Source organism: Gluconacetobacter dulcium, from assembly GCF_014174165.1.
Lineage (GTDB): Bacteria > Pseudomonadota > Alphaproteobacteria > Acetobacterales > Acetobacteraceae > Gluconacetobacter > Gluconacetobacter dulcium.
On sequence record NZ_JABEQN010000017.1, the window covers coordinates 56,529 to 75,876 of the forward strand.

At 64.4% G+C, this 19,348-nt stretch carries 24 protein-coding genes, 1 tRNA gene and 1 pseudogene; 11 read left to right on the forward strand and 15 right to left on the reverse strand.

The features are described from left to right. Nucleotides 1-63 precede the first annotated feature (63 nt). Nucleotides 64-258, forward strand: coding sequence for a hypothetical protein (locus HLH25_RS13775; protein WP_182974611.1), 195 nt, complete (start codon nt 64-66; stop codon nt 256-258). Nucleotides 259-303: 45 nt separating this feature from the next. Here HLH25_RS13775 and HLH25_RS13780 read toward each other — a convergent pair whose 3' ends face one another. From HLH25_RS13780 to HLH25_RS13790, 3 genes are all read right to left on the reverse strand, one after another. Further along, entirely contained in the window at nt 304-681 is a 378-nt protein-coding gene (locus HLH25_RS13780) for a hypothetical protein (RefSeq protein WP_182974612.1), read from the reverse strand. Further along, a complete protein-coding gene (locus tag HLH25_RS20335) occupies nt 678-947 on the reverse strand; it encodes a hypothetical protein (protein WP_246402327.1) in 270 nt (89 codons plus the stop codon). Before HLH25_RS20335 ends, HLH25_RS13780 begins: the two co-directional genes overlap by 4 nt. A 1,109-nt stretch (nt 948-2,056) precedes the next feature. Next, nucleotides 2,057-2,629 (reverse strand): hypothetical protein, encoded by a 573-nt coding sequence (locus tag HLH25_RS13790; protein ID WP_182974614.1) that lies wholly within the window; start codon nt 2,627-2,629, stop codon nt 2,057-2,059. 82 nt (nt 2,630-2,711) lie between these two features. Between HLH25_RS13790 and HLH25_RS13795 the strand changes: the two genes are divergently transcribed. Further along, nucleotides 2,712-3,191 (forward strand): DUF2840 domain-containing protein, encoded by a 480-nt coding sequence (locus HLH25_RS13795; protein ID WP_182974615.1) that lies wholly within the window; start codon nt 2,712-2,714, stop codon nt 3,189-3,191. A gap of 174 nt (nt 3,192-3,365) precedes the next feature. Further along, nucleotides 3,366-3,593, forward strand: coding sequence for a LysR substrate-binding domain-containing protein (locus HLH25_RS20340; protein ID WP_182974652.1), 228 nt, complete (start codon nt 3,366-3,368; stop codon nt 3,591-3,593). A gap of 240 nt (nt 3,594-3,833) precedes the next feature. Here HLH25_RS20340 and HLH25_RS13805 read toward each other — a convergent pair whose 3' ends face one another. Next, on the reverse strand, nt 3,834-4,724 hold the full coding sequence (locus HLH25_RS13805; RefSeq protein ID WP_182974616.1) for a pirin family protein: 891 nt from the start codon (nt 4,722-4,724) through the stop codon (nt 3,834-3,836). 50 nt (nt 4,725-4,774) lie between these two features. After that, nucleotides 4,775-5,644, reverse strand: coding sequence for a pirin family protein (locus HLH25_RS13810; protein ID WP_182974617.1), 870 nt, complete (start codon nt 5,642-5,644; stop codon nt 4,775-4,777). A 119-nt stretch (nt 5,645-5,763) separates the two neighbouring features. Here HLH25_RS13810 and HLH25_RS13815 point away from each other — a divergent pair, with 119 nt between their 5' ends. Beyond that, a complete protein-coding gene (locus tag HLH25_RS13815; RefSeq protein ID WP_182974618.1) occupies nt 5,764-6,684 on the forward strand; it encodes a LysR substrate-binding domain-containing protein in 921 nt (306 codons plus the stop codon). A gap of 12 nt (nt 6,685-6,696) precedes the next feature. Here the strand turns inward: HLH25_RS13815 and HLH25_RS13820 are convergent, their stop codons facing one another. Further along, the gene (locus HLH25_RS13820; RefSeq protein ID WP_182974619.1) at nt 6,697-7,155 is read right to left on the reverse strand and encodes a GNAT family N-acetyltransferase; all 459 of its coding nucleotides are present in this window, start codon (nt 7,153-7,155) and stop codon (nt 6,697-6,699) included. Between the two features lie 194 nt (nt 7,156-7,349). Between HLH25_RS13820 and HLH25_RS13825 the strand changes: the two genes are divergently transcribed. Continuing rightward, entirely contained in the window at nt 7,350-7,787 is a 438-nt protein-coding gene (locus HLH25_RS13825; RefSeq protein WP_246402329.1) for a hypothetical protein, read from the forward strand. 71 nt (nt 7,788-7,858) lie between these two features. Here the strand turns inward: HLH25_RS13825 and HLH25_RS13830 are convergent, their stop codons facing one another. Then, the gene (locus HLH25_RS13830; RefSeq protein ID WP_182974653.1) at nt 7,859-8,353 is read right to left on the reverse strand and encodes a hypothetical protein; all 495 of its coding nucleotides are present in this window, start codon (nt 8,351-8,353) and stop codon (nt 7,859-7,861) included. Between the two features lie 492 nt (nt 8,354-8,845). On the opposite strand from HLH25_RS13830, the gene HLH25_RS13835 reads away from it, so the two are divergent. Beyond that, nucleotides 8,846-9,406, forward strand: a complete 561-nt coding sequence (locus HLH25_RS13835) for a DUF4142 domain-containing protein (RefSeq protein WP_246402331.1) — start codon at nt 8,846-8,848, stop codon at nt 9,404-9,406. 93 nt (nt 9,407-9,499) lie between these two features. Here the strand turns inward: HLH25_RS13835 and HLH25_RS13840 are convergent, their stop codons facing one another. From HLH25_RS13840 to HLH25_RS13855, 4 genes and pseudogenes are all read right to left on the reverse strand, one after another. Then, the gene (locus tag HLH25_RS13840; protein WP_182974620.1) at nt 9,500-10,036 is read right to left on the reverse strand and encodes a GNAT family N-acetyltransferase; all 537 of its coding nucleotides are present in this window, start codon (nt 10,034-10,036) and stop codon (nt 9,500-9,502) included. A gap of 49 nt (nt 10,037-10,085) precedes the next feature. Further along, nucleotides 10,086-10,196: pseudogene (locus HLH25_RS13845) on the reverse strand (short-chain dehydrogenase); the annotation flags it as partial. A gap of 12 nt (nt 10,197-10,208) precedes the next feature. Next, nucleotides 10,209-12,815, reverse strand: coding sequence for a mechanosensitive ion channel domain-containing protein (locus HLH25_RS13850; protein WP_182974621.1), 2,607 nt, complete (start codon nt 12,813-12,815; stop codon nt 10,209-10,211). Nucleotides 12,816-13,157: 342 nt separating this feature from the next. Beyond that, nucleotides 13,158-13,838 carry a TetR/AcrR family transcriptional regulator gene (locus HLH25_RS13855; protein WP_182974622.1) on the reverse strand — a complete coding sequence of 227 codons (681 nt, stop codon included), beginning with the start codon at nt 13,836-13,838 and terminating at the stop codon, nt 13,158-13,160. 134 nt (nt 13,839-13,972) lie between these two features. Here HLH25_RS13855 and HLH25_RS13860 point away from each other — a divergent pair, with 134 nt between their 5' ends. From HLH25_RS13860 to HLH25_RS13870, 3 genes are all read left to right on the forward strand, one after another. Further along, nucleotides 13,973-15,625 (forward strand): efflux transporter outer membrane subunit, encoded by a 1,653-nt coding sequence (locus tag HLH25_RS13860; protein ID WP_182974623.1) that lies wholly within the window; start codon nt 13,973-13,975, stop codon nt 15,623-15,625. A 153-nt stretch (nt 15,626-15,778) separates the two neighbouring features. Then, on the forward strand, nt 15,779-16,192 hold the full coding sequence (dksA, locus tag HLH25_RS13865) for an RNA polymerase-binding protein DksA (RefSeq protein ID WP_114728646.1): 414 nt from the start codon (nt 15,779-15,781) through the stop codon (nt 16,190-16,192). Nucleotides 16,193-16,301: 109 nt separating this feature from the next. Continuing rightward, nucleotides 16,302-16,376: transfer RNA gene (locus HLH25_RS13870), tRNA-Thr, on the forward strand. 9 nt (nt 16,377-16,385) lie between these two features. Here the strand turns inward: HLH25_RS13870 and HLH25_RS13875 are convergent. Further along, on the reverse strand, nt 16,386-16,562 hold the full coding sequence (locus HLH25_RS13875) for a hypothetical protein (protein WP_182974624.1): 177 nt from the start codon (nt 16,560-16,562) through the stop codon (nt 16,386-16,388). A gap of 15 nt (nt 16,563-16,577) precedes the next feature. Then, nucleotides 16,578-16,898: a hypothetical protein gene (locus HLH25_RS13880; RefSeq protein WP_182974625.1), complete on the reverse strand. Its 321-nt coding sequence runs from the start codon at nt 16,896-16,898 to the stop codon at nt 16,578-16,580. A gap of 152 nt (nt 16,899-17,050) precedes the next feature. Between HLH25_RS13880 and HLH25_RS13885 the strand changes: the two genes are divergently transcribed. Next, nucleotides 17,051-17,314, forward strand: a complete 264-nt coding sequence (locus tag HLH25_RS13885; protein WP_182974626.1) for a hypothetical protein — start codon at nt 17,051-17,053, stop codon at nt 17,312-17,314. Between the two features lie 41 nt (nt 17,315-17,355). On the opposite strand, the gene HLH25_RS13890 is transcribed toward HLH25_RS13885, so the two are convergent. Both HLH25_RS13890 and HLH25_RS13895 read right to left on the reverse strand, forming a co-directional pair. Continuing rightward, entirely contained in the window at nt 17,356-17,661 is a 306-nt protein-coding gene (locus HLH25_RS13890) for a BrnA antitoxin family protein (RefSeq protein WP_182974627.1), read from the reverse strand. Continuing rightward, the gene (locus HLH25_RS13895; RefSeq protein ID WP_246402338.1) at nt 17,645-17,947 is read right to left on the reverse strand and encodes a BrnT family toxin; all 303 of its coding nucleotides are present in this window, start codon (nt 17,945-17,947) and stop codon (nt 17,645-17,647) included. The genes HLH25_RS13890 and HLH25_RS13895 overlap by 17 nt, the downstream gene beginning before the upstream one ends. Nucleotides 17,948-17,984: 37 nt before the next feature. Between HLH25_RS13895 and HLH25_RS13900 the strand changes: the two genes are divergently transcribed. Next, nucleotides 17,985-19,319 (forward strand): hypothetical protein, encoded by a 1,335-nt coding sequence (locus HLH25_RS13900; RefSeq protein WP_182974628.1) that lies wholly within the window; start codon nt 17,985-17,987, stop codon nt 19,317-19,319. Nucleotides 19,320-19,348: the final 29 nt, after the last annotated feature.

The following is a 19,348-nucleotide window of genomic DNA, read 5'->3' on the forward strand; positions in this document are numbered from 1 at the left end:
GAATTGCGTTATAGTTCCCACGTCCTGGGTCTGGCTTTTCTTTTAGTAATGGAGAACGTCCCCATGCAGGACACGTTCCGGATCATGGGCGCTCACCGCCCGTTCGAACCGCCTCCGCTTCCTTTTCGGGAGAAGGAGCAGCGCCCGCATCCGGCGCCTGCACCTGACGAAGAGGAGCCACCAATCGATCCGGACAAGGAAGGACTGGTCGAACCGCTCGATCCCTCGGATGTGGATGCGGACCCACATGCGGACTGAAACAGTCTGCGGAAAGACACGTGGTCGTTCCGGCGCACATCCGGGTCAGAGCCGGTGCCAGCGTGGCAGACGACAGGACAATGTTCTGGCATGATCTCGCACGGCCTTTGGCAAGGCCGATGTCAGCTGGTTTTCGAGGGCTCCCAACGACCAGCCCAGGGCCTTGGCCATGTGCGTGCGGTCAGCGACAGGCAGGAGTTTTCGGACCACGGCGACGGTGGTTGCTTCCGGGTCTGACGCGGTTCTCCAGCGAGAAACCCGATCGTAAACCCGGTGGTCGGCCGCCCGACGCATGAGGCCGTCATATCCCCGGCCTTTTTCCTCGTCGCCGAGATAGTCGGCCAGCAGGACCGCCAGTTCTGTGCCGATCTGAACGGTCGGAAGCGACAAAATTCTGTTCGGCCTGTCCGTGTGAAGAGTCATGATGCAGTCCTCAGGCCGGCGCGCGTGTCGCCCGATGTCAGAGCCGTCGCATCCAGAGGGCTGACGCTCAAGCCCGAAACAGTAGCGGTGACGTCGACATGCACGGACCCGAACAGATGCAGGAGGGCGGCCTGAGGCGTATAGGCGCCTTTTACGGCTGCGGAGGTCCGGCCGTCCATAAGAACCGGGTCGACAAGGACCGGGCACCCGGTCTGCCGGCCCAATATCTCGATGGCGCGGTCCAGTGGCATGGATGGAATGTTCACCGGCTGCGTTTCTGTCTCGCACGACAGCACATCATGCGGCGCATGAGCCGATGCCGGCGAGGCCATTCCGACCAGCGGCATGAGGACGAGACCGACAGCGGCGTGTGGTCTATCCCTCTGCCGAAGGCGCCGAGGTTGCTTGGCAGTCTGTTCCGCGTGCGCCATCTCTCCTGCGGAGTGTGACCAAACTGGCCGCATTGTCCCCAGTGAACGGGGCACGGGGGGATGGATGTTCCAATAGTGCTGAAGCGCCTTCAGGTTGAGAAAATGGATAAAACTTGACATCTCCCTGTTCTCGCTGCTTTCGACTTCACCTTCAGAGACGCGGGGCCTCCGATGGAAGGCCCCGCTCCACCCTCTCGTTCCTGCGGTCGTTCCAGGGAAGACGGCGTTTCCGCTCGGAGAAGGCGTTTCTGATCTACCCGGCGCGGTCGGTACCTTACGCCGCGACCGGAACTGGCGGTACGGCTCTTGCCCGAAAGGAGAGACGGAACGCGAGATCAGAAGCCAGGGGATCGCACCCGGCAGGGGCGACCGCACCCGCCTGGACCAGACGTTCCAGCGTGGCGCGAAGTCTGATCCCCGGTATACCGGTGTGGGCCACCAGAGACGTTAGCGTCACGCCCCGTCCGTCATGACCGAGGCGGCGGAGCACGGAGAGGACACGCGGAGCTAGCGGATCGTCTTCGAAAAGGGGGCGGGTTACCATGATACGCCTCCCTCCAGTCGGTTGCGCCATCTCCGGGCGGCTGTGCGCAAGGAGCGGCGATAGCGGGAATAAAGTCCTTTCAGTGTCGACATCCACATCCTCCGATTAAAGCAACATGGATTCCAGTTGTCTGGCTCACAGAGCCTATGCCGGACCCGATGGCGTCCAGCGAAAGCATGATTGGAAGAGATGCTTGCCTCGTCAAGGGGGTGCGAAATGCAGATTCTTTTTAATGAATAATTTTATTATTTTTATTTGTGTTTGTTTTCTGTAGCGGTGTTGCGGAGAGAAATTACATGGGGTTTGTTGATTTTCGTTAACCATCATGGCGATGATCGCAGAAAATCAATATATTTCTCTCTGATGATGGTGGCCTTGGGTTTTCCGGCCACCACCTGTCTTAGAGAGCGCTTCCAGCGCGTCCGTTTGTCGGGACTTCCGTCCGCGTCTCGACGGCGGGCGTCAGAGCCATGGAACCAGTCTTTTGATCTCCGGGATTGTCAACTGCCATCGGCGCGGCGAGAGTCGGACAGGCTTTGCTTCCGGTGCGTGACACATGAACGATTGGCGCCCCCCGACCGTTTGATGTGATCGTGATCGTCTGCGTACAGGCGGTGGGTCCACCGGTGCTGACCGCCTCGAAACGCTGCCAAGACATGCTCTGTTTCGAGAGGTCGTGACCAACAGCCGGCACGGCGCGCAGGACGCCGTCCAGCCGCGAAGCCAATGTCCGATCGACTGCCTCCATGAGAGCCATATTGCGTGCCATCATGCGATCAACAGCCTCGAACATGTCGATATCAGGCATTGCCGCTGTCGTCGCGAAGCCCTGGACCGGGACCAGGATACCGACCTGGTGTCCCCGCGCGTCAACGACGCGCAACGCATCCTGAGCCTGCACAGGCAGGGCAGCCGCGCAGCAAGCCAGTGTAGCAATAAAGGCACCAGCCTGAATCATACGAGAAAAATGCATTTTGGAATCCTCCGTGTCTGTTAAGCAGTGTCGGACGACGCGGAAAATATGGAGTGCCAAGAACTAGCCCGCAAGGAGTTAAATGGCGATATCTAGAGACCTTCCGGTGCTGATTACGACGGTCGAAGTGACGTGGATCGAAAAGGTGGTGGAACGCTGGCTGCGCTTCGGGCGGCCGATCGCGGACACGATCCTCGACCGTCAGCGGCGCATGCTCAGCTTCTCCCCAGACAACGTATTCGCCTTCGTTCTCTGGGCCGCTAACGAATACGGAACGGTTGAATCGCACATCGACATCGTGCGCACGGTCGGCTCCGGCGAAGACTACCAGACCGTCCCCTGCGTGCAACCGGGTGGCGAGGTGTTGCTGCACCAGAGTTCATGGCCGCGCGTCCAGCGCGTGCTGGAAGCGATCGATACGGTCGAGGCGCAGGATATCGACCCGACCGAGGTCAGCCCCGACTATTGGCGTCACCTGCACCAGCGACTGGAGGCGCGACAACAGCCCGACGCCTACACGAAGGCACGGCATCGGGCATGGCCCGAAAACGGCATGCCGTAGAGCGTCATCATCGGTGCGACCTTTCGTTCGCTGTCATCCCGGCAGGGTCATTGTTTTGCACAACCATGGCGAGACGCTATTCTGGCACGACAGTCTTTCGGATTGCGGAACCTCATCGCGCAATACGATGCCCTAACCCGGACCGCCACGCATGAGGCGGATCAGCCCTCCGGCATGCTCCGTATCACGGCGCCGGCGACATTCGGGCGCCACCACGTTGCACCAGTACCGTCCGATTTCCTGGCACGGTTCGAAAACATTCAGGCCACCCCGGTCTTGTCGGACCGTAACCTTGATCTGATCGAAGAGGGTCTGGATGTCGCCATCCGCATCGGCGTTCCGCGCCTTCGCCCCCGAAGCCGCGCGCGAAAACATCCACCCAACTGCCGACGGGTGCGCTGACGGTCAATTCCTGAACCGAAAGCGCGCCGTCTCCCGCACGTCAGCCGCGTCAGGGCCTGTCAGAGCCTGACCGCAAATGTGGGCTGGCGAGCGAGAACGGCCCGTATCGGGCCGCGCCCGGCGTGTGTTTCCGAGCATCGGAGCAGAGTGGCCTTGATGGCCACGAGCACCGAAGCCCAGAAAACGCGCGGAGGAAACGCGCGGAGGACACGCCGCCAGCGCGCATTCGCGGTCAGGCTCTCAGGACATCGGCGGCGGCGACGGGTCGCCCGACGGCAGGGGAATGAATTCGTCATGGTCCGCCTCGGGCAGTTTCATCCGCCCGGCCTTCCAGTCCTCGGCGGCCTGCGCCAGCCGCGCCTTCGAGGAACTGACGAAATTCCAGAACAGGAACCGTTCCCCGACAGGCTCGCCCCCCAGCACCATCGCGGTCGTCGGCGCCAGGGCCTGGAAAGATGAGGCCCCGGCCCCCAGCACCAGCATCCGCCCCGCCTCATACCGCTCGCCGTCGATCTCGATCGCTCCGGTGGCGATATAAAGCGCCCGCTCCGGATAGACGGTCGGAATTTCCGCCCGCGCGCCGGCCGCGAGTTCAAGATGCGCATAGAACAGCGGCGAATGTGTCCGCGCCGCGGCGGTCAGCCCATAGGCCCGCCCCGCAATAAGCTGCCCCCGCACGCCGGCCGCATCCCATTGCGGCAGATCGTCCCCTTCATGATGCGAAAAGGAGGGCGCGGCCTCCTCATCACCCTTCGGCAGCGCGACCCATGCCTGGATGCCATGCAGATGGTCCCCCACCGCACGCGCCTTCTCGAACCGCTCGCTATGCGTGATCCCGCTGCCGGCCGTCATCCAGTTGACCTCCTGCGGCCGGATCGCCTGCTCCGACCCCAGACTGTCGCGATGCACCACCTCCCCCGAAAACAGGTACGTGACGGTGGAAAGCCCGATATGCGGATGCGGCCGCACATCGAGGCTGCGATCGACCCCCGCCGCGATATCCATCGGCCCCATATGGTCGAAAAAGATAAAAGGCCCGACCATCCGTCGCCGCGCGAAGGGCAGGATGCGCCCCACTTCCAGCCCGCCGCCCAGACTGCGGCGACGCTGTTCGATCATCATCTCGATCATGGTACAGTCTCCCCTTCGGCTGCGCGACCGGGCTGGCGGCACCCGCCCGGTCAGGCGGCAATCCCGCCGAAATGTCCGTTGTTGAAATCCTCGATCGCCTGGCGGATCTCCTCCTGCGTGTTCATCACGAAGGGGCCATAGCCGGCGATCGGTTCGTTCAACGGCTGTCCGGTCAGGACAAGAAAGCTGGCCGCCTCCGTCGCCTGCAACGTCACCTCCGCGCCCTCCCGGCTGAGCAGAGCGAACTGCGCGCTCGCCAGTTCCATGCCGCCATTCACGACCAGGCGTCCTTCCAGCAGGACGATCGCCGTGCTGTGCCCGACCGGCAGGTCAAGCGTCACCTGCGCGCCCGCATGCAGCGTGCCGTCCCACACATTCAACGGCGAGAACAGCCGCGCCGGTCCATGCCCCGTCCCGTAATCCCCGGCGATCACACGCAGCGTGCCGGCATCATGGGGCAGAGAAACAACCGGAATATCGGCCGCGCGCAGCGTCTGGTAGGTTGCCGGCGCCCCCTTGTCCGCGGCCGGCAGGTTCACCCACAACTGCACCATGCGAAACGCACCGCCCGCGCGCGCATAGTCGGCCGAATGGAATTCCTCATGCTGGATGCCGTTCCCCGCCGTCATCCACTGCACGTCACCCGGCCCGATCACACCGCCGCCGCCCGAGGAATCGCGGTGCTCGACCTCGCCATCATAGACGATCGTCACCGTCTCGAATCCCTTGTGCGGATGCTCGCCCACACCACGCCGCGCCTCCGTGGGGCCGAACGTATAAGGCCCGGCATAATCCAGCAGCAGGAACGGACTCAGATGCGCGCCGAACGCGCTGTAGGAAAACAGGGAACGGACAGGAAAGCCGTCCCCCACCCAATGGCCGCGATCATTGCCGTAGCGGCCGAGAATCGTCTTCTGCATTGCCATGCTCCCGATCGACGGGGCTCCGACAGCGACGCCCCTGCATGACGGCAAGATGGGGCGCTCCCGCCCGCGCACAAAGATTGCCCCATCGAACGGTGCGTCCTATTCATAAGACGATGAACGACCTCAACGATCTCTATTATTTCGTGCAGGTCGTCCGCCACGGCGGCTTCACGCGCGCCGCACAGGCCACCGGCCTCCAGAAATCCCTCCTCAGCCGCCGGGTCCGGCTGCTGGAAGAACGGCTGGATACCGTGCTGCTCCAGCGGTCCTCCCGCCATTTCTCGGTAACCGAGGCTGGGCGTGGCTTCTACGAACGGTGCGTGGTCGTCCGGGAAGAGGCGGAAGCCGCGGAACAATCGGTCGCCCGGCATCATGCCGAACCGTGCGGCATCATCCGCCTCAGTTGCCCGGTCTCGCTCCTGACCATCCAGTTCGGTGCGCTGCTGGCCCGGTTCATCATGCGCTATCCCGCCGTCACCCTCAGCCTCGAAAGCACGAACCGGCGGGTGGATCTGCTGGAGGACCGGTTCGATCTCGCCATCCGGGTGCGCTTCCCGCCGCTGCAATCGGAAAACCTCATCATGCGCGTGCTCGACACCAGCACGCAGTGCCTGGTTGCCGCCCCCTCATTGATCGCAGCCCCCCTGGCCTCCCCGGCCGACCTGAACACGCTGCCGAGCCTCGATTTCAACACCCCGCCCGCCAGCCATTCATGGCTTCTCGAAAACGCGGACGGTCAGACGGCAACGATCTTCCACACGCCCCGCCTCGCCACCGACGACATGGCCGTCCTGCGTGAAGCCGCTCTGGCGGGCGCCGGCATCGTCCAGCTTCCGACCATGATGGTCTGGCGCGATATCAAGGAGGGCCGACTGCTCCAGGCCCTGCCCGACTGGCGGCCGCGTGCCGGCATCGTACATGCCGTCTTTCCTTCCCGCCGGGGACTATCCCCCGCCGTGCGCGCGCTGATCGATTTTCTGGCCGCAGAATGCGCCGCCCAGCGGCAGGATGCGTCACATGTTCTGGAAACCTGACAAGCCGAACCGTTACAGGCACTCGCGAGACCATTGATAGCGGACGATCGTCACAGGCCAATGCTCATGCGGAAATTCGCCGATATTGCGCAGCCCATGCTTCTCATAGAAGCGTCGAGCCGCACCATTCGCCACACTGGTGCGCAGCCAGAACCCCTCGGGCATCTCCCGTTTGGCGACATCGAGCAGACTGCTCCCGATGCCCGCCCCCTTCCGCGCCGGGTCCACAAAAAGCTGCCGCAGCCAGGACGTTTCCGGCTCGAACGCCATAAACCCGGCGATGCCGGATGCATCACACGCCACATAGACGCGCCACGCCCGCTTCCATTCCGCTTCGAGGCGCTCACGATATTCCGCCACGTCCGACACGATGTCGGCTTCGACGCCGATAGAAAGCGCACTCTCACGCCAGAGCCGCGCGACGGCATCAATGTCGTCGCTGCGCAGCGCACGCACGGGACAGGTCGTCATTTCCCTACGCGCTCATGTTTTCGTTCGCCGGTTCCGGGGACGTGTTGGTTTCACGATGCTATCCCTGATACCCTCATATACCCTTCCGAACCCCATACCCGCATATCGAATATGATCTCCGCGTCTTCGTCGTCTTTTTTATTCCGCGAATGTTTTACCCGCCCCATCTCGACGCGTATCGCGGCGAACAGATAATGCTCAACGGGAAAAGGCACATACTCGCCGTTATCGTGCTCTGCGCCCTGCCGGCCGGATGTACGGATGATGATCAGGGCAAAGGCGACCTGCATACAGCCGTCTCCCGGTGTTTTGCCCGCTACCCGTTCAGGAAAGGCAGCGCCTACGACCGGTTCACCTGCATCACCAACGCCCATCTCAGATATGGCCCGAGCGCGGTCGGCACCAATTACGACCTGATTTCACAGGTCGATCTCGCCTCCCTGCGCATCGGCCTGGATGTCGATGCCGGCACGTTGAGCGTCCCCGAAGCCGAGAAGGAACTGCATTGGGTCACGACCAAGGCCCAAGCCCAAGCCCAGGCCCAGGCCCAGGCCCAGGCCATCGGGCGGATCAATACCAACCCGGCGGCAACCATGCCACCCCACCGCAGCGCGACAGGATCGACACGATAACCCACACGGGCGGCCCGGCGGTCCCGGCCGAACCGCCGTTACGAACAGTCGCGCGGCCTACCGCGCGATTTTCACTGCGTCCGGGGCACGATCACCGGATCGGACGATTTCTTGTCCGGATTGGCAACGACCGTTCCCGATTGCGCGGAATAGGTGGCGGAGGTCGACTGGTTCGGCGTGGTCGGCGGATGGAAGGCCGAAACCGGCCCGAAGATGCCACCGGCTGAACTCTTCATCGTGCCTTCGGGCTGGCGCGCACATCCACGGGTGATGATGGAGCAGATTCCATCCGTTCCCACCAGTTCGTCGTTATCGCCGGCATAATGCACGTCCGACACCCGGTCATGATCCAGGCGGATCACGGCGGTGCAGGTCGTCCCGCCACCGCCGCCGAACTGCGCGATCGTCGTGGCGATATCACCCACCGGAATCAATGTGGAACCGCCATAGCTCGGCTGCGGATGCGTTCCGGTATAAATGAAGATCTGGGTCGTATCATTGAGCTGCTTGGTGGCGGCCGGCAGTCCCGCACAGGCTTGGAGGTCATAGGATGTCATGCCGATCATGGTGATCTGCGCCTTGTGAGCCGCCCGGGAATCCATATATCCGCACCCGCTCAGCCCAAGAGGAAGCGAAAAGACCGCGAGCAGACACAGAGTGCGACAGTTCATTCCTGGATTATCCCCATAATCAATCTTCCCACGCCCCGCACGGCGCCTCTATCGCACGAACCTAGTGCGCTCTTTCCGGTCGATGCAAGGCCCAGGCCGGGCACAGAATGTCGCTTTTTCAATGAAACGCATTGTTTCATGTATTATGGCCATCTCATGACAGCCGGATCGGCGAATATCTTAACGAAAGAATTACGTCTTTACTTCGCCATTGCCTTCCACGCCCCGCACGATCATCATGGCACCGATCGTCAGCACGGAGGGCGTCCGTCACGGAACTGGAGCCCGGTCGCGCCAGCCCCCAGCAACGGCGCCTTCGCAACGCGGTCCGGCCTCACGGCCCCTCATCCCGAACCGCAACGGACATCCAAGGAGACTCTGCCGCTCATGTCGCTCAAGCCGCTTATGCCGCTCCTGTCTCGCCACACATCGCGCGCCCTGCCTCCGCTCACGGCAGCCCTTCTCGCCCTTGGTGCCTGCACGGCCGGCCAGCCCCCCGTGCCGCCCCTGCCGCCCCTGCAACAGGCCCCCACCCTCACGATCGCCGACACGGATCTCGTGCAGAAACTCAACGAAATGGACCTGACCCGGATCGCCCTGGCCAAAATCGCCCAGACCAACGCCGCCCGCAGCGACATCGCCACCCTCGGCGCGACCATGGTCAAGGACCTGACCGGCAATCAGGACAGGCTGGCGAAGCTGGTATCAGCCCACGCCATCACCCTGGCCCCCAAGCCGTCCGCCGCGAACCAGAAGATCATCGACCGGATGCAGCACCTCCATGGCGCCGCGTTCGACCGCGCCTACATACGCTACCTGTCGCGCGACGACGCCAGAATGAAACCCGTCCTCGAAAGCGGAATTACCAGTTCCAAGAACGCCGACCTGACCAAACTCGCCACCGACACCAAAACCCTGCTCGCCGCCTACGAGGCCCAGCTCAAATAAACCGCCATCAGCGGCAGAGGGGCGCCGGCGACCCAGACCGTGCCAGCGCCCCCGATGCCCGATGCCTCGTCGGGGTTCGCCCGCATCAGGCCGTCAGGGATTATCCAGCGGGCCATCGGATATTGCCCATTCCGGCCGCAACAATCCCATGATCGCAGCATCCCAACACACCCCATCGACGCATGCAGCAGAACGCCGCACCCCCTCCGTCCTGAAGCCGAGTTTCTCGTAAGTCCGAATGGCGGGCGTGTTCCACGTGTACACGTTCAGTTCCACGCGCCCGATCGCAGGTTGCGCGAACGCCTCGTCCACGATCAGACGCAGCATCGGCCTCGCCACCCCTTGCCCCCGTGCAGCAGGCGCCACGACCACGCGGGACAGTCGGGCATTGCCGTTGCGCCAATCGAAGCCGAGTTGCGCATGGCCGACCATCGCGTCTTTGCATGTAACCATCCAGCACAGGCGTGACGGCGGCACAGACTCTGCCTCGGCCAGCATGCCCTCAAGCTGTGGCACCGTGAGCGGGAACGACAAAGCCGGCCCGCCCCACTGCACGACATCCGCCTGACTGGCGAACCATTGTGAAAACAGCGGGAAATGTTCGGATCCGAAGGGAACGAGACGGAGCACAGAAAACCTCCCGAGTTTCAATCGGTTTTTCCAACCATTTCCCTGGAAATCACGTCGGAACGGCCGCAGAACCGGCCAGTAGACCGCCGTCGATATTGATCTCCGCTCCCGTCACATAGGTTGCTTCATCCGAAGCCAGCATGATCGCGATGGCAGCAACCTCGTCGGGCCTTCAGCGAGATGCAGGCGGCGAGCCCCCTGCCGGGGCGTCGGGCAGGGCCGCGCTCTCCGGCACACCCTCCTCCGCCCCCGCCGGCCCCGGAGGCGCTGGAATCAATTCCACACTCTGCACCGGCCGCGCCAGCCGGATGCCCTCGCTGGCAAAGCGCTGCACCAGCAGGCGGTTGAACGCCCGCTGCACCGGCCAGCGCGCCTTGTCGGTGCAGACGATCTGACCAAGCAGCGTCACAGCCTGCGAAGACACCGCGTTCACCCCCTGATATTGCAGGTCACCCAGCATGCCGGGCGCCAGATCCGGGTCCTTGCGCATATCCTGCACGATCTCCGCCAGTACGGCGGCGACCCGGTCGATATCCTGATCCGGCGCGATATCGACGCTGACGGCGGCATTGCCCCGGCCGCGATTGACGTTGGTGACGGTGGAAACGGCGCTGAAGGGAATGATATGCACCGACCCATCGCTCGCGCGCAGCCGCAGGGTACGGATCGACAGCGTCTCCACCGTGCCGGACAGGCCACCGGCGGTCACCGAATCCCCCACCTCCATCGCGTTTTCCAGCAACAGGAAGATGCCGGTGATGAAATCCTGCACCAGTTTCTGCGACCCGAACCCGACGGCCACACCGATAATCCCCGCCCCGGCCAGCAGCGGCGCGATATCGATCCCGATCTGGCTGAGCACGGTCATGAGCACCACGATGCTCAGACACACCAGCAGCACCGTGCGCAGGATCGGCGACAGCGTACGCAGGCGCATCGCCCGTCCCGGCTGCGCGCTGCTGGTATAGTGCTCGATCTGCCGGTCCAGCGTGGCGTTGACATATTCCCAGACGACGATGCCGATCGCCAGCGCCACCAGCACCGTGGCGGCGGCCGAAACCAGCCGGCGCCCCACCATGCCGTCAGCAAACCACGCGAAGGCCGGCACCCCCCAGGCCTGCAACAGCGTGACCGCACCCGCAATCCCGAGAATCCACGCCAGCGCCTGACGGACATAGGGATAATACCGCGCGCCACGCAGTGCCACGCCGGCGGCGGCGGCACCGGCCTCCTGGCCGGGCCGGAATGTACGGTCCAGCAACCCGAACAGCAGGGTCGCCAACGCCCGGAACACGATCAGCACCCCGAGCGCGATGGCGCACAGTTGCCAGATCCGCATATAACCACCGGGAAGATCGGCCGCCGACACCAGCCACAACGCGGCATCGAGCACCAGCGCGACGATCCACCACCGGTCGGCCAGCCCGTCGAACAGCCCATGCCCCAGCCGCCAGCGCATCACGGCCGACGGCTGCAACATGGCCGCGACCGGGCGCCGCATTCTCAGGATCAATCCCGCCACCAGCAAATGTTCCGCCAGCAGGATCGCCAGCCCGATCGCATTCTGCCCCGGTTCCGACAGCCCCAGCAGCCCACCGGCATCAGCCAGACACAGGGCCGCGACAGGCAGCACGATCAGCGCAGTCGTCCAGGCGGTCAGACTGCGCGCCATGTCGTCACCCAGCGGCAGCGGCCGCAGATGCGGCAGCCGTGGCGAGAGCAGAGCGGCGAGGAAAACGATCGCCGCATGACCGATCGCGTACGCATTGATGACCATCATCATGATCTGCGCCGCCGGCAGGGCCGCGTCCTCATCGCCGGCCAGGACATTGGCCATCAGCGTGGCGACCCCGAGGAAAGCGGCCACCGGCGCCAGTTCCAGCACCAGGCGCAGCACGACCCATGGCAGCAGCCGCAATTGCCGCAGCAGGCGCGCCGCGCGCCAGCGGCTTGTGGCTTCCTGCACGCGCACCCGTTCGGCGCTGGCCCCGTCGCCGTCAGGCTCCACGCTCCCACCCGGCGGCAGGGCCGTCGCCGCATGGTCCGTTTCGTCCATCGGCTCGCCGATCGGCTCGACCATCGGCTCGGCGATCGGTTCGGCCACCGGCAGAGGCAGCCGCGTCGCCAGCCTTCCATCGATCCGAACCAGATAGCGATGCAGCAGCATCGCCAGCCCACGCTCGACAGCCAGCCCGACCAACATCACCAGCCCCAGCCGCCACCCCAGAGCCACAAGGCCGTCGCGCTGGGCACCGGGCGCCATCATCCGCTCCCCCCAGATGCCCACACTGCTCAGATCGCTGAATAACGCGCCGAAATGGCGCACATGCTGGATAATCGTGCCGGCCATGCCACCCAGCCCATGCAGTGCCACGGCGCCAAGACTGCCCGGCGCCAGTGCGATCGGCGCAGGCTTATCCGCCGCAGCCGCTGGCGCGGGCGCACTGGCCGCCTTCGCTGCCTCAGCCGCTTTCCCGTCGGCGGCCCCCGGCGGCAACGCCTGCAATGCGCGCAGATCCTGCAAAAAAGCCGCACGTCGCTGAGGATCGTCCAGCGTATCCAGCAGGTGCCGCAACTGGGTACGATCCGGCGCCACGGCCCGCTGCGCCGAAGCCGCGCGATCCTGCGCCTGTGCCGCCGGCACCAGAGCCGAACGCGGCACGATGCCCGAAAGCAGCACGACCACCATCAACGCAAGGGCGGCACACGGGCGGGCAAAAGAAAGACGAACGCCAAAAGAGCGAGCAAGGCGAGGCGTGGCGGAAACGTCGACGGACATGAGTCCTCCGGCTGAGGGATCTGACGGGCGGGAACGAAGCCACGGCGAAAGAAGATTTTTGCGCCGACGGATAGATTTAAACGCATGAGATAGCAGGAAAGTTCGCCAGAATCCCGCCATCACGCCCGATCGTCCGAACGGCGCGCATCCGAAAGGCGGGCCGGACGCCGTGCCGATCGCCCGGACGGACGTTTCCACACACCGGAACGGGCCTGCCGAACCCCACGAGCCCAAATAAAAAACCGGGGCCGAAGCCCCGGTTTTCCACATGATTTGGAGTGCAGGCTCGGCCTGTTCCGTCACAACGATGGCGCGAATGCCGCCCGAGCGACTTGATCTGGATCAAACCGCTTCATCACGAACCGGTTCCGGCACCGGCGGCCCCTTGCCGACCTGGAACGTGTTGAGGAACATCCGCGTCACCGTCCGCGCAATCATCGCGATATGGACGGGGTCGGCATCCACCGGCAGTTGCAGACGTTTGCGCCAGGTAATCCGCGTCTGGCACAGGGCATAGAACAGTTCCGCCGCCAGTTCGGGATCGGGCACGTCCAGAATGCCCTCGCGGGTCCGCGCCCGCAGCCAGTCGGCCAGAATCCCCACCGCCTTGCACGGCCCCACCTGCCAGAACGTCTCGGCCAGATGTGGAAACGTCGCGGCTTCCGACACCACGATGCGGTTCAGCATCAGCGACAGCGGCGAGGTGGTCAGCCGGATCATCGCGGTGGCGATGTCTTCCAGCGTGGCCTCGGGACTCTGCGCCTCCCCGATCGTCTCGAACAGGTTGGGCAGCTTCTCGCACGCGCATTCCTCGATGAAGGCCGCGAACAGACTCGCCTTGCTGTCATAGTAATTATAGAGCGTCCCCTTCGAGACCCCGGCATCCCGCGCGATCTGCGACATGCTGGCCCCTTCGTAGCCGTGCTCGGCAAAGACCCGGGCCGCGCCATCCATGATCTGCCGCCGCTTCGCGCTGGAAATCCCCGGCAGATCCGGCACGGTGGGCGACTGAGCGGCTGACATGGTGCGTACTGAACCTCCGGCGAGCATTGCTTTCCGGCCCGGACGGATTGACCAGACGGGGAAAGCCGATAGGGTATCGGCAATGACCGAACCGGTCGGTCATTATTCATGATGATGTCATATTGCCTCCCGTCATGTCGATAGGACCGCTGGCGGGACCGGGGGAAGCAGGGGACCGTCTGGTGCATAAGGGATATTCTTGGCGGGCCGCCATCATCGGTTTGTCTGCGCTGGCCGGCGGTTGCGCGGTCGGGCCGGACTTCCACAAGCCCGCGACCTGGACGCCTCCGCACTGGGCCGGACCGGGCGCCACGCCGCCGACCGGCCCCGCAACCGGCCGGGTCACCAGCGACATTTCCGACGCAACGCCCGACCCCGCATGGTGGGATGTGTTCCACGATGCCGAACTGTCGGCACTGGAGCGCCGCGTGGCGTCGCAGAACCTGTCGGTCGCCATCGCCACCGCCCGACTGGCGCAGAGCCGCGCCCAGCTCCGCATTGCCGGGGCCGAGCGCTATCCGGGCCTCAGCGCCGCCGGGTCGTACTCCCGCGCGCAATACAGCACCAAGATGCTGCAACGCATCGTCAGCGACGTGGGCAAGACCCCGCAGGTCCAGCAGGCCCTCGGCGGACAACTGGGCGGCGCCAGCCTGGCCGACGAATCGGGCCAGCTCTCGATCCCCCTCTTCGACCAGTGGAAGGACAGTATCGACGCGACGTGGGAGGTCGATCTGTGGGGCCGCGTCCGCCGACAGTACGAAGCCGCCGGAGCCGACATGCAGGCGTCGGACGAGGAACGGCGTGGCGTGCTGACCGCCCGCATGGCCGAACTGGCCCGCGACTACATGGCCCTGCGCGAGGCGCAGACCCAGTTGCACATCCTGCTGGACAATCGCGACACCGCGGCCCGCACGCTGGAACTCAGCCGCCAGCGCAACCGGGCCGGACTGGTCAGCGAACTGGACGTGGAAAGCGCGCAATCCCAGCTCGACGCCACAACGGCGCGTATCCCGCAGACCGAGCAGCAGATCGCCTTGCAGATCAACGCGCTCAGCCTGCTGCTGGGCGAACCCCCGGCCGCCCTGGCCGGCGAACTGCTCAAGGCCGAGGCCATCCCGCCGGTGCCGCCGCGCGTCCCGGCCGGCGTGCCGTCCGAACTGGCCCGCCGCCGCCCCGACATCCGCCAGGCCGAGGCCCAGCTTCACGCGGCCACAGCGCAGGTCGGCGAGGCGGTCGCCGAGTTCTACCCCCGCGTGACCATCGACGCCGGCTTCGGCTTCCAGTCCCTGTCGTTCCGCGACCTGGGGTTCTGGAACGCACGGGCCTGGAATGTCGGCCCCTCGATCACCCTGCCGATCTTCCAGGGCGGCCGACTGCGCGGTCAGCTCGAACTGCGCAAATCGGCCCAGCAGGAAGCCGCGATTTCCTACCGCCAGACGGTTCTGGGCGCGTGGCACGAGGTCGATAACGCCCTGACCGCCTATCGCGACGAACAGATGCGCCGCGACAGCCTGGCGCGCGAGGTCGCGGCCGACCAGCGCGGGCTGGACCTGGCCCGCGACCAGTATCGTCATGGCATGGTGACGTTCCTGACGGTGCTGGACGCCGAGCGCCGAATCCTGGGCGCGCAGACCGACCTGGCCAGCAGCACGGCCACCCTGTCGACCGACCTGGTGCAGCTTTATTCCGCCTTGGGCGGCGGATGGGAGACCACGTTCCCCGACGCGACGCCTCCGGCCACGGCCCCGCGCAGGGTCGCCCAGACCACGCCCCATGGGCCGGCGTAAGGGGAACTCCGATTCGAAACCCGCTTTTCCAGACGAATCCGGGCGGCTTCAGGCTTGGCGGATGGCGGAGGCCGGCGTATAAGCCGCCCGTTTCGCGGCGGGTCCCTGTCGGGCGATAATCTCGTCCAGGGGCGAAATTCAAGGACGCGCACCATGATCACACTGCCCCCCGATTACCAGCCCTCGGAATCCGAGGAGTTCATGAATCCGCTTCAGGTGGAATATTTCCGCCAGAAGCTCCTGAAATGGCGCGCCGACCTCCTGAAGGAGGCGGACGAGACCCTGGCCAGCCTCTCGGAGGGCGGGATTCACGAAGCCGACATCACCGATCGCGCCAGCGTCGAGACCGACCGCGCGCTGGAACTGCGCACCCGCGACCGGGCTCGCAAGCTGATTTCCAAGATCAACCAGGCGCTGCTGCGAATCGAGAACGGATCGTACGGCTATTGCGAGGAAACCGGCGAGCCGATCGGCCTGAAGCGCCTGGAAGCCCGCCCGATCGCCACCCTGTCGATCGAGGCGCAGGAGCGCCACGAGCGCATGGAAAAGATCCACCGCGACGACTGACCGCGCTTCGGCGAGAGGCATGACCGGCGGCAAACCCACCCGGTCATGTTTTCTCGCCAAGGGGGCTTGCCACGCTCCCCCGGAGGCGGTAGGAACCGCCCACCCCGTTGCTGCTGTAGCTCAGTGGTAGAGCACTCCCTTGGTAAGGGAGAGGTCGACAGTTCAATCCTGTCCAGCAGCACCATGATTTCCCTTACTTTTCCTCGGCGTGTGCCGGCACATTCTCTGTGCCAGTTGGCACAGAAAACCCCGAGAGGGCGGCGGCGGCCCTGCGCAGCCAGTCCGGGCTATGATGCCCGTAGACGCGCTCCACCATATCGACACTGTTGCCCAGATACTTGGCCACCATCTCGAATGGCACGCCTCCCATGACCATCCAGATGGCTCATGTGTGTGAGGCGTTATCGCCATCACCGTCATGGATGACGACGGCGATGGATACGAATTCCGCTTCCTGAACGCGGCGCTCCGCAATCCGCGGGCCAATATCAACCAGTCCAACTAGACCGTCACCGGCACCCTCACGATCGAAGGCAATCCGATCGCGGTCGGCGGGACGTTCACGATCACCCGGATTGCACCCGCGCCCCCTCTGGCGGCTGATAACGCGGCCTTCCGCGACATGCTTTTGCACCGCGAAAACGTGATTCTGCTGCGCCTCACGCTCGATGCCGTCGCCTCGGTCGGTATCGAAGACAAGGATCAAGTCGAGGACGCGGAAAAAAACTGATCGGCGCCCTGTCCTGGGCGCTTGAGCATGGCCCCTGACTCGTAGCATTGGGGGATCGTCCGATACACCCTCTGAACTGGAGGGCATTGGACGCGCTCCAGAAGCGCGTAGACCCGGAGCCGTGGTGCATGACCCCCTGGCGATGCTGGCACGAATTGCACGCATCGCGCGGAGGTCTCACCGAGGGCCTGGGGGCCGGGATGGGGAAACAGAAGATATTTTCCCGCCCTGTCGGCCTGGCGGTCAATGAAATCGACGCCTGGTGCCGCAATCAGGACCTCGGGCCGCGCCAGTCGCGGTTCGTGCGGCATCTGGTGATCGTCATGGACCGGGCCTACCTGACGATCCGCGCACAGCAGATCAGCGAGGAACTGCGGGTCTTCTTTTCTTGACGGGGCGGCCAATGAGGGAGCGTGCGCTTCTTTATGGCCTTTCAGTCCAGCCCGACCGCATGGCGCAGGATATCATTGGCACGGCCCTGCCATCCGCGACCCTGCTGCTTCAATCGGTCAACCACATCCGGGTCAAGGCGAATGGAAACCAGCGTCTTGACCGGCGCCTTCTGCGGGCCACGAACACGGCGGACGCCTTCCATGGAAGGGGCCACGGCGGCGATCGGCCTCGCTTCGGCGAAATCCGCATCGGTCCATTCCGGGTTATCGGGATCCTGGGCGATACCCCGGTTGATCTCCGCATCCTCGGCCTCTGTCGGCACGATGAAATTACTTTTGCGACCCATAGATGATGACCTCCCGTGCATTGGCCTTCCGCAGGCTGATGATGCGCACGCACCGTGTTTCGATGCTGAAGACGAGAACGTGAATTCTGGTCCGGATCGGAGCCATCGCCATCAGCCTCGGCTCCGCCGCGCCTGAATGGCTGGCCCTGACCAGAGAGGCGCGCCACTCGAAATCAACCGCCGAGACGAAATCGACACCGTGCTTCTCGATGTTGCTGAGGCGTTTGTTTTCATCCCAAGCGTATCTCATTGCAAATTGTATATACAAAAAAATCGCCCGGCGCAAGCGATATCCAAGATCACGAAAGAGCAAAGGACACCCCATGGCCCGACGTGCAACCTCTGCCCGCTGGTCGAACGTTGTCCGCCGTCAGATCACCCTGAATACCAGCGCGGCCATGAATAGCGCGGAAGTGCGCGGCATGGTGGCCGCTGAATCGCGCCGCCTGCGTGACGAGGCCATCCAGTCCGGCAGAACGACCGGCACCATCTATACCACGCGCGTCAACGGCGTGATGGGTGGCGATCCCGTCCCCTACATCCTGCGCGCCGGCAGCATGTCCTCGACCCTGAGCCGGGGAATCGATGTATCGACCATTGCGTTCCTGAAAATGGGCCGCTCGGTGGATGAGGTTTCGCGCGGCATCATCCAGTTGCAGCAGGCCGAGAGCAGGCTTGCCCAGATGCAGGTGATGGCATCCTCGGTTGTGGCGGGCGGCAGCATGTCCAGCGACGATGTAAATGGCCAGATCGCCAATCAGCAGGCTCAGGTCGACCGGCTGAAGCAGGAAGTCGAAGCCGTCCGCGCGGCACGGGGTGCGGTCGATGACCTGACGGAAGCGCATGCCCAGAGCCTGTCCGTCATGCAGCGCCTGGACGCGTCGGTCGATGAAGTGACGCGCAAGACGATCGATTTGCAGCACGCCGAAGCAAACCTCGCCACGGCGCAGAAGGAATCCGGGGGCGCCGTTGCCAGCGGCAAGATGTCGCAGGCCGATGCGGATGCTATCGTGTCGGGGTATCAGAAGGAGGTCGATGCGCTCGGGCGGGAAGTCGCAGCCGCGCGCAAAGCGCGGGATGCCACGGATGTCCTGACGCAGTCTCACAAGCTGTCCGGCTATCAGGTCGGGATCCTGGCCGACGAAGTGCATAAATTCGCGGATCAGGTCCTGGCGGGCGGCAGCGCCATGCAGGCGGCGTTCTATCAGGCGCCGAACGCGATCGCGACCATGGGCGGCCTGAAAAATGCTATCGGCCTGGTCGGCGCAGCCCTGTCTGGACCAGTCGGGATTGCTGCGGCCGCCGTCGTGGCCGTCGGCTCGCTCGCCGCGGTCGGGGTCGCGGCCGAGAGCGAGCAGTCCCATCTCGCGAGCCTGTCGCAGCACCTGCGGGCCACGCGGAGCGACTACGAAGCGATGTCGGTTTCGGCCGAAGCGACCGCGCGCCAGATCGCGGCGCATGGCGATATGTCGCTGTCCGACTCCCGTACGACCGTCGAAACCTTCGCCGCCGTGCCGACCGTCGATGCGTCGCAACTCACGCGCCTGACGCTGGACACTCGGAATCTGGCCGCCGCCATGCGCGATCCGCCACCCCCGAGGCGGTTTTTTATGCCTGGAGTCCTGATGTCTGACCCTGCAATCACGCCGCAGCCCTGATGGACTGCGGCCGCCGCCGCATTTGGCGG

Bases quoted from the DNA above. Each gene is read 5' to 3' on its own strand.
- HLH25_RS13790 (WP_182974614.1), bottom strand. From the start codon at position 2,629: ATGCATTTTTCTCGTATGATTCAGGCTGGTGCCTTTATTGCTACACTG.
- dksA (WP_114728646.1), top strand. From the start codon at position 15,779: ATGATCACACTGCCCCCCGATTACCAGCCCTCGGAATCCGAGGAGTTC.
- HLH25_RS13810 (WP_182974617.1), bottom strand. From the start codon at position 5,644: ATGCAGAAGACGATTCTCGGCCGCTACGGCAATGATCGCGGCCATTGG.
- HLH25_RS13875 (WP_182974624.1), bottom strand. From the start codon at position 16,562: ATGGGAGGCGTGCCATTCGAGATGGTGGCCAAGTATCTGGGCAACAGT.
- HLH25_RS13850 (WP_182974621.1), bottom strand. From the start codon at position 12,815: ATGTCCGTCGACGTTTCCGCCACGCCTCGCCTTGCTCGCTCTTTTGGC.
- HLH25_RS13900 (WP_182974628.1), top strand. From the start codon at position 17,985: ATGGCCCGACGTGCAACCTCTGCCCGCTGGTCGAACGTTGTCCGCCGT.
- HLH25_RS13885 (WP_182974626.1), top strand. From the start codon at position 17,051: ATGACCCCCTGGCGATGCTGGCACGAATTGCACGCATCGCGCGGAGGT.
- HLH25_RS13890 (WP_182974627.1), bottom strand. From the start codon at position 17,661: ATGGGTCGCAAAAGTAATTTCATCGTGCCGACAGAGGCCGAGGATGCG.
- HLH25_RS13820 (WP_182974619.1), bottom strand. From the start codon at position 7,155: ATGACGACCTGTCCCGTGCGTGCGCTGCGCAGCGACGACATTGATGCC.
- HLH25_RS20340 (WP_182974652.1), top strand. From the start codon at position 3,366: ATGCTCCGTATCACGGCGCCGGCGACATTCGGGCGCCACCACGTTGCA.
- HLH25_RS13815 (WP_182974618.1), top strand. From the start codon at position 5,764: ATGAACGACCTCAACGATCTCTATTATTTCGTGCAGGTCGTCCGCCAC.
- HLH25_RS13825 (WP_246402329.1), top strand. From the start codon at position 7,350: ATGCTCAACGGGAAAAGGCACATACTCGCCGTTATCGTGCTCTGCGCC.
- HLH25_RS13795 (WP_182974615.1), top strand. From the start codon at position 2,712: ATGGCGATATCTAGAGACCTTCCGGTGCTGATTACGACGGTCGAAGTG.
- HLH25_RS13855 (WP_182974622.1), bottom strand. From the start codon at position 13,838: ATGTCAGCCGCTCAGTCGCCCACCGTGCCGGATCTGCCGGGGATTTCC.
- HLH25_RS13835 (WP_246402331.1), top strand. From the start codon at position 8,846: ATGTCGCTCAAGCCGCTTATGCCGCTCCTGTCTCGCCACACATCGCGC.
- HLH25_RS13860 (WP_182974623.1), top strand. From the start codon at position 13,973: ATGTCGATAGGACCGCTGGCGGGACCGGGGGAAGCAGGGGACCGTCTG.
- HLH25_RS13805 (WP_182974616.1), bottom strand. From the start codon at position 4,724: ATGATCGAGATGATGATCGAACAGCGTCGCCGCAGTCTGGGCGGCGGG.
- HLH25_RS13775 (WP_182974611.1), top strand. From the start codon at position 64: ATGCAGGACACGTTCCGGATCATGGGCGCTCACCGCCCGTTCGAACCG.
- HLH25_RS13780 (WP_182974612.1), bottom strand. From the start codon at position 681: ATGACTCTTCACACGGACAGGCCGAACAGAATTTTGTCGCTTCCGACC.
- HLH25_RS13830 (WP_182974653.1), bottom strand. From the start codon at position 8,353: ATGATCGGCATGACATCCTATGACCTCCAAGCCTGTGCGGGACTGCCG.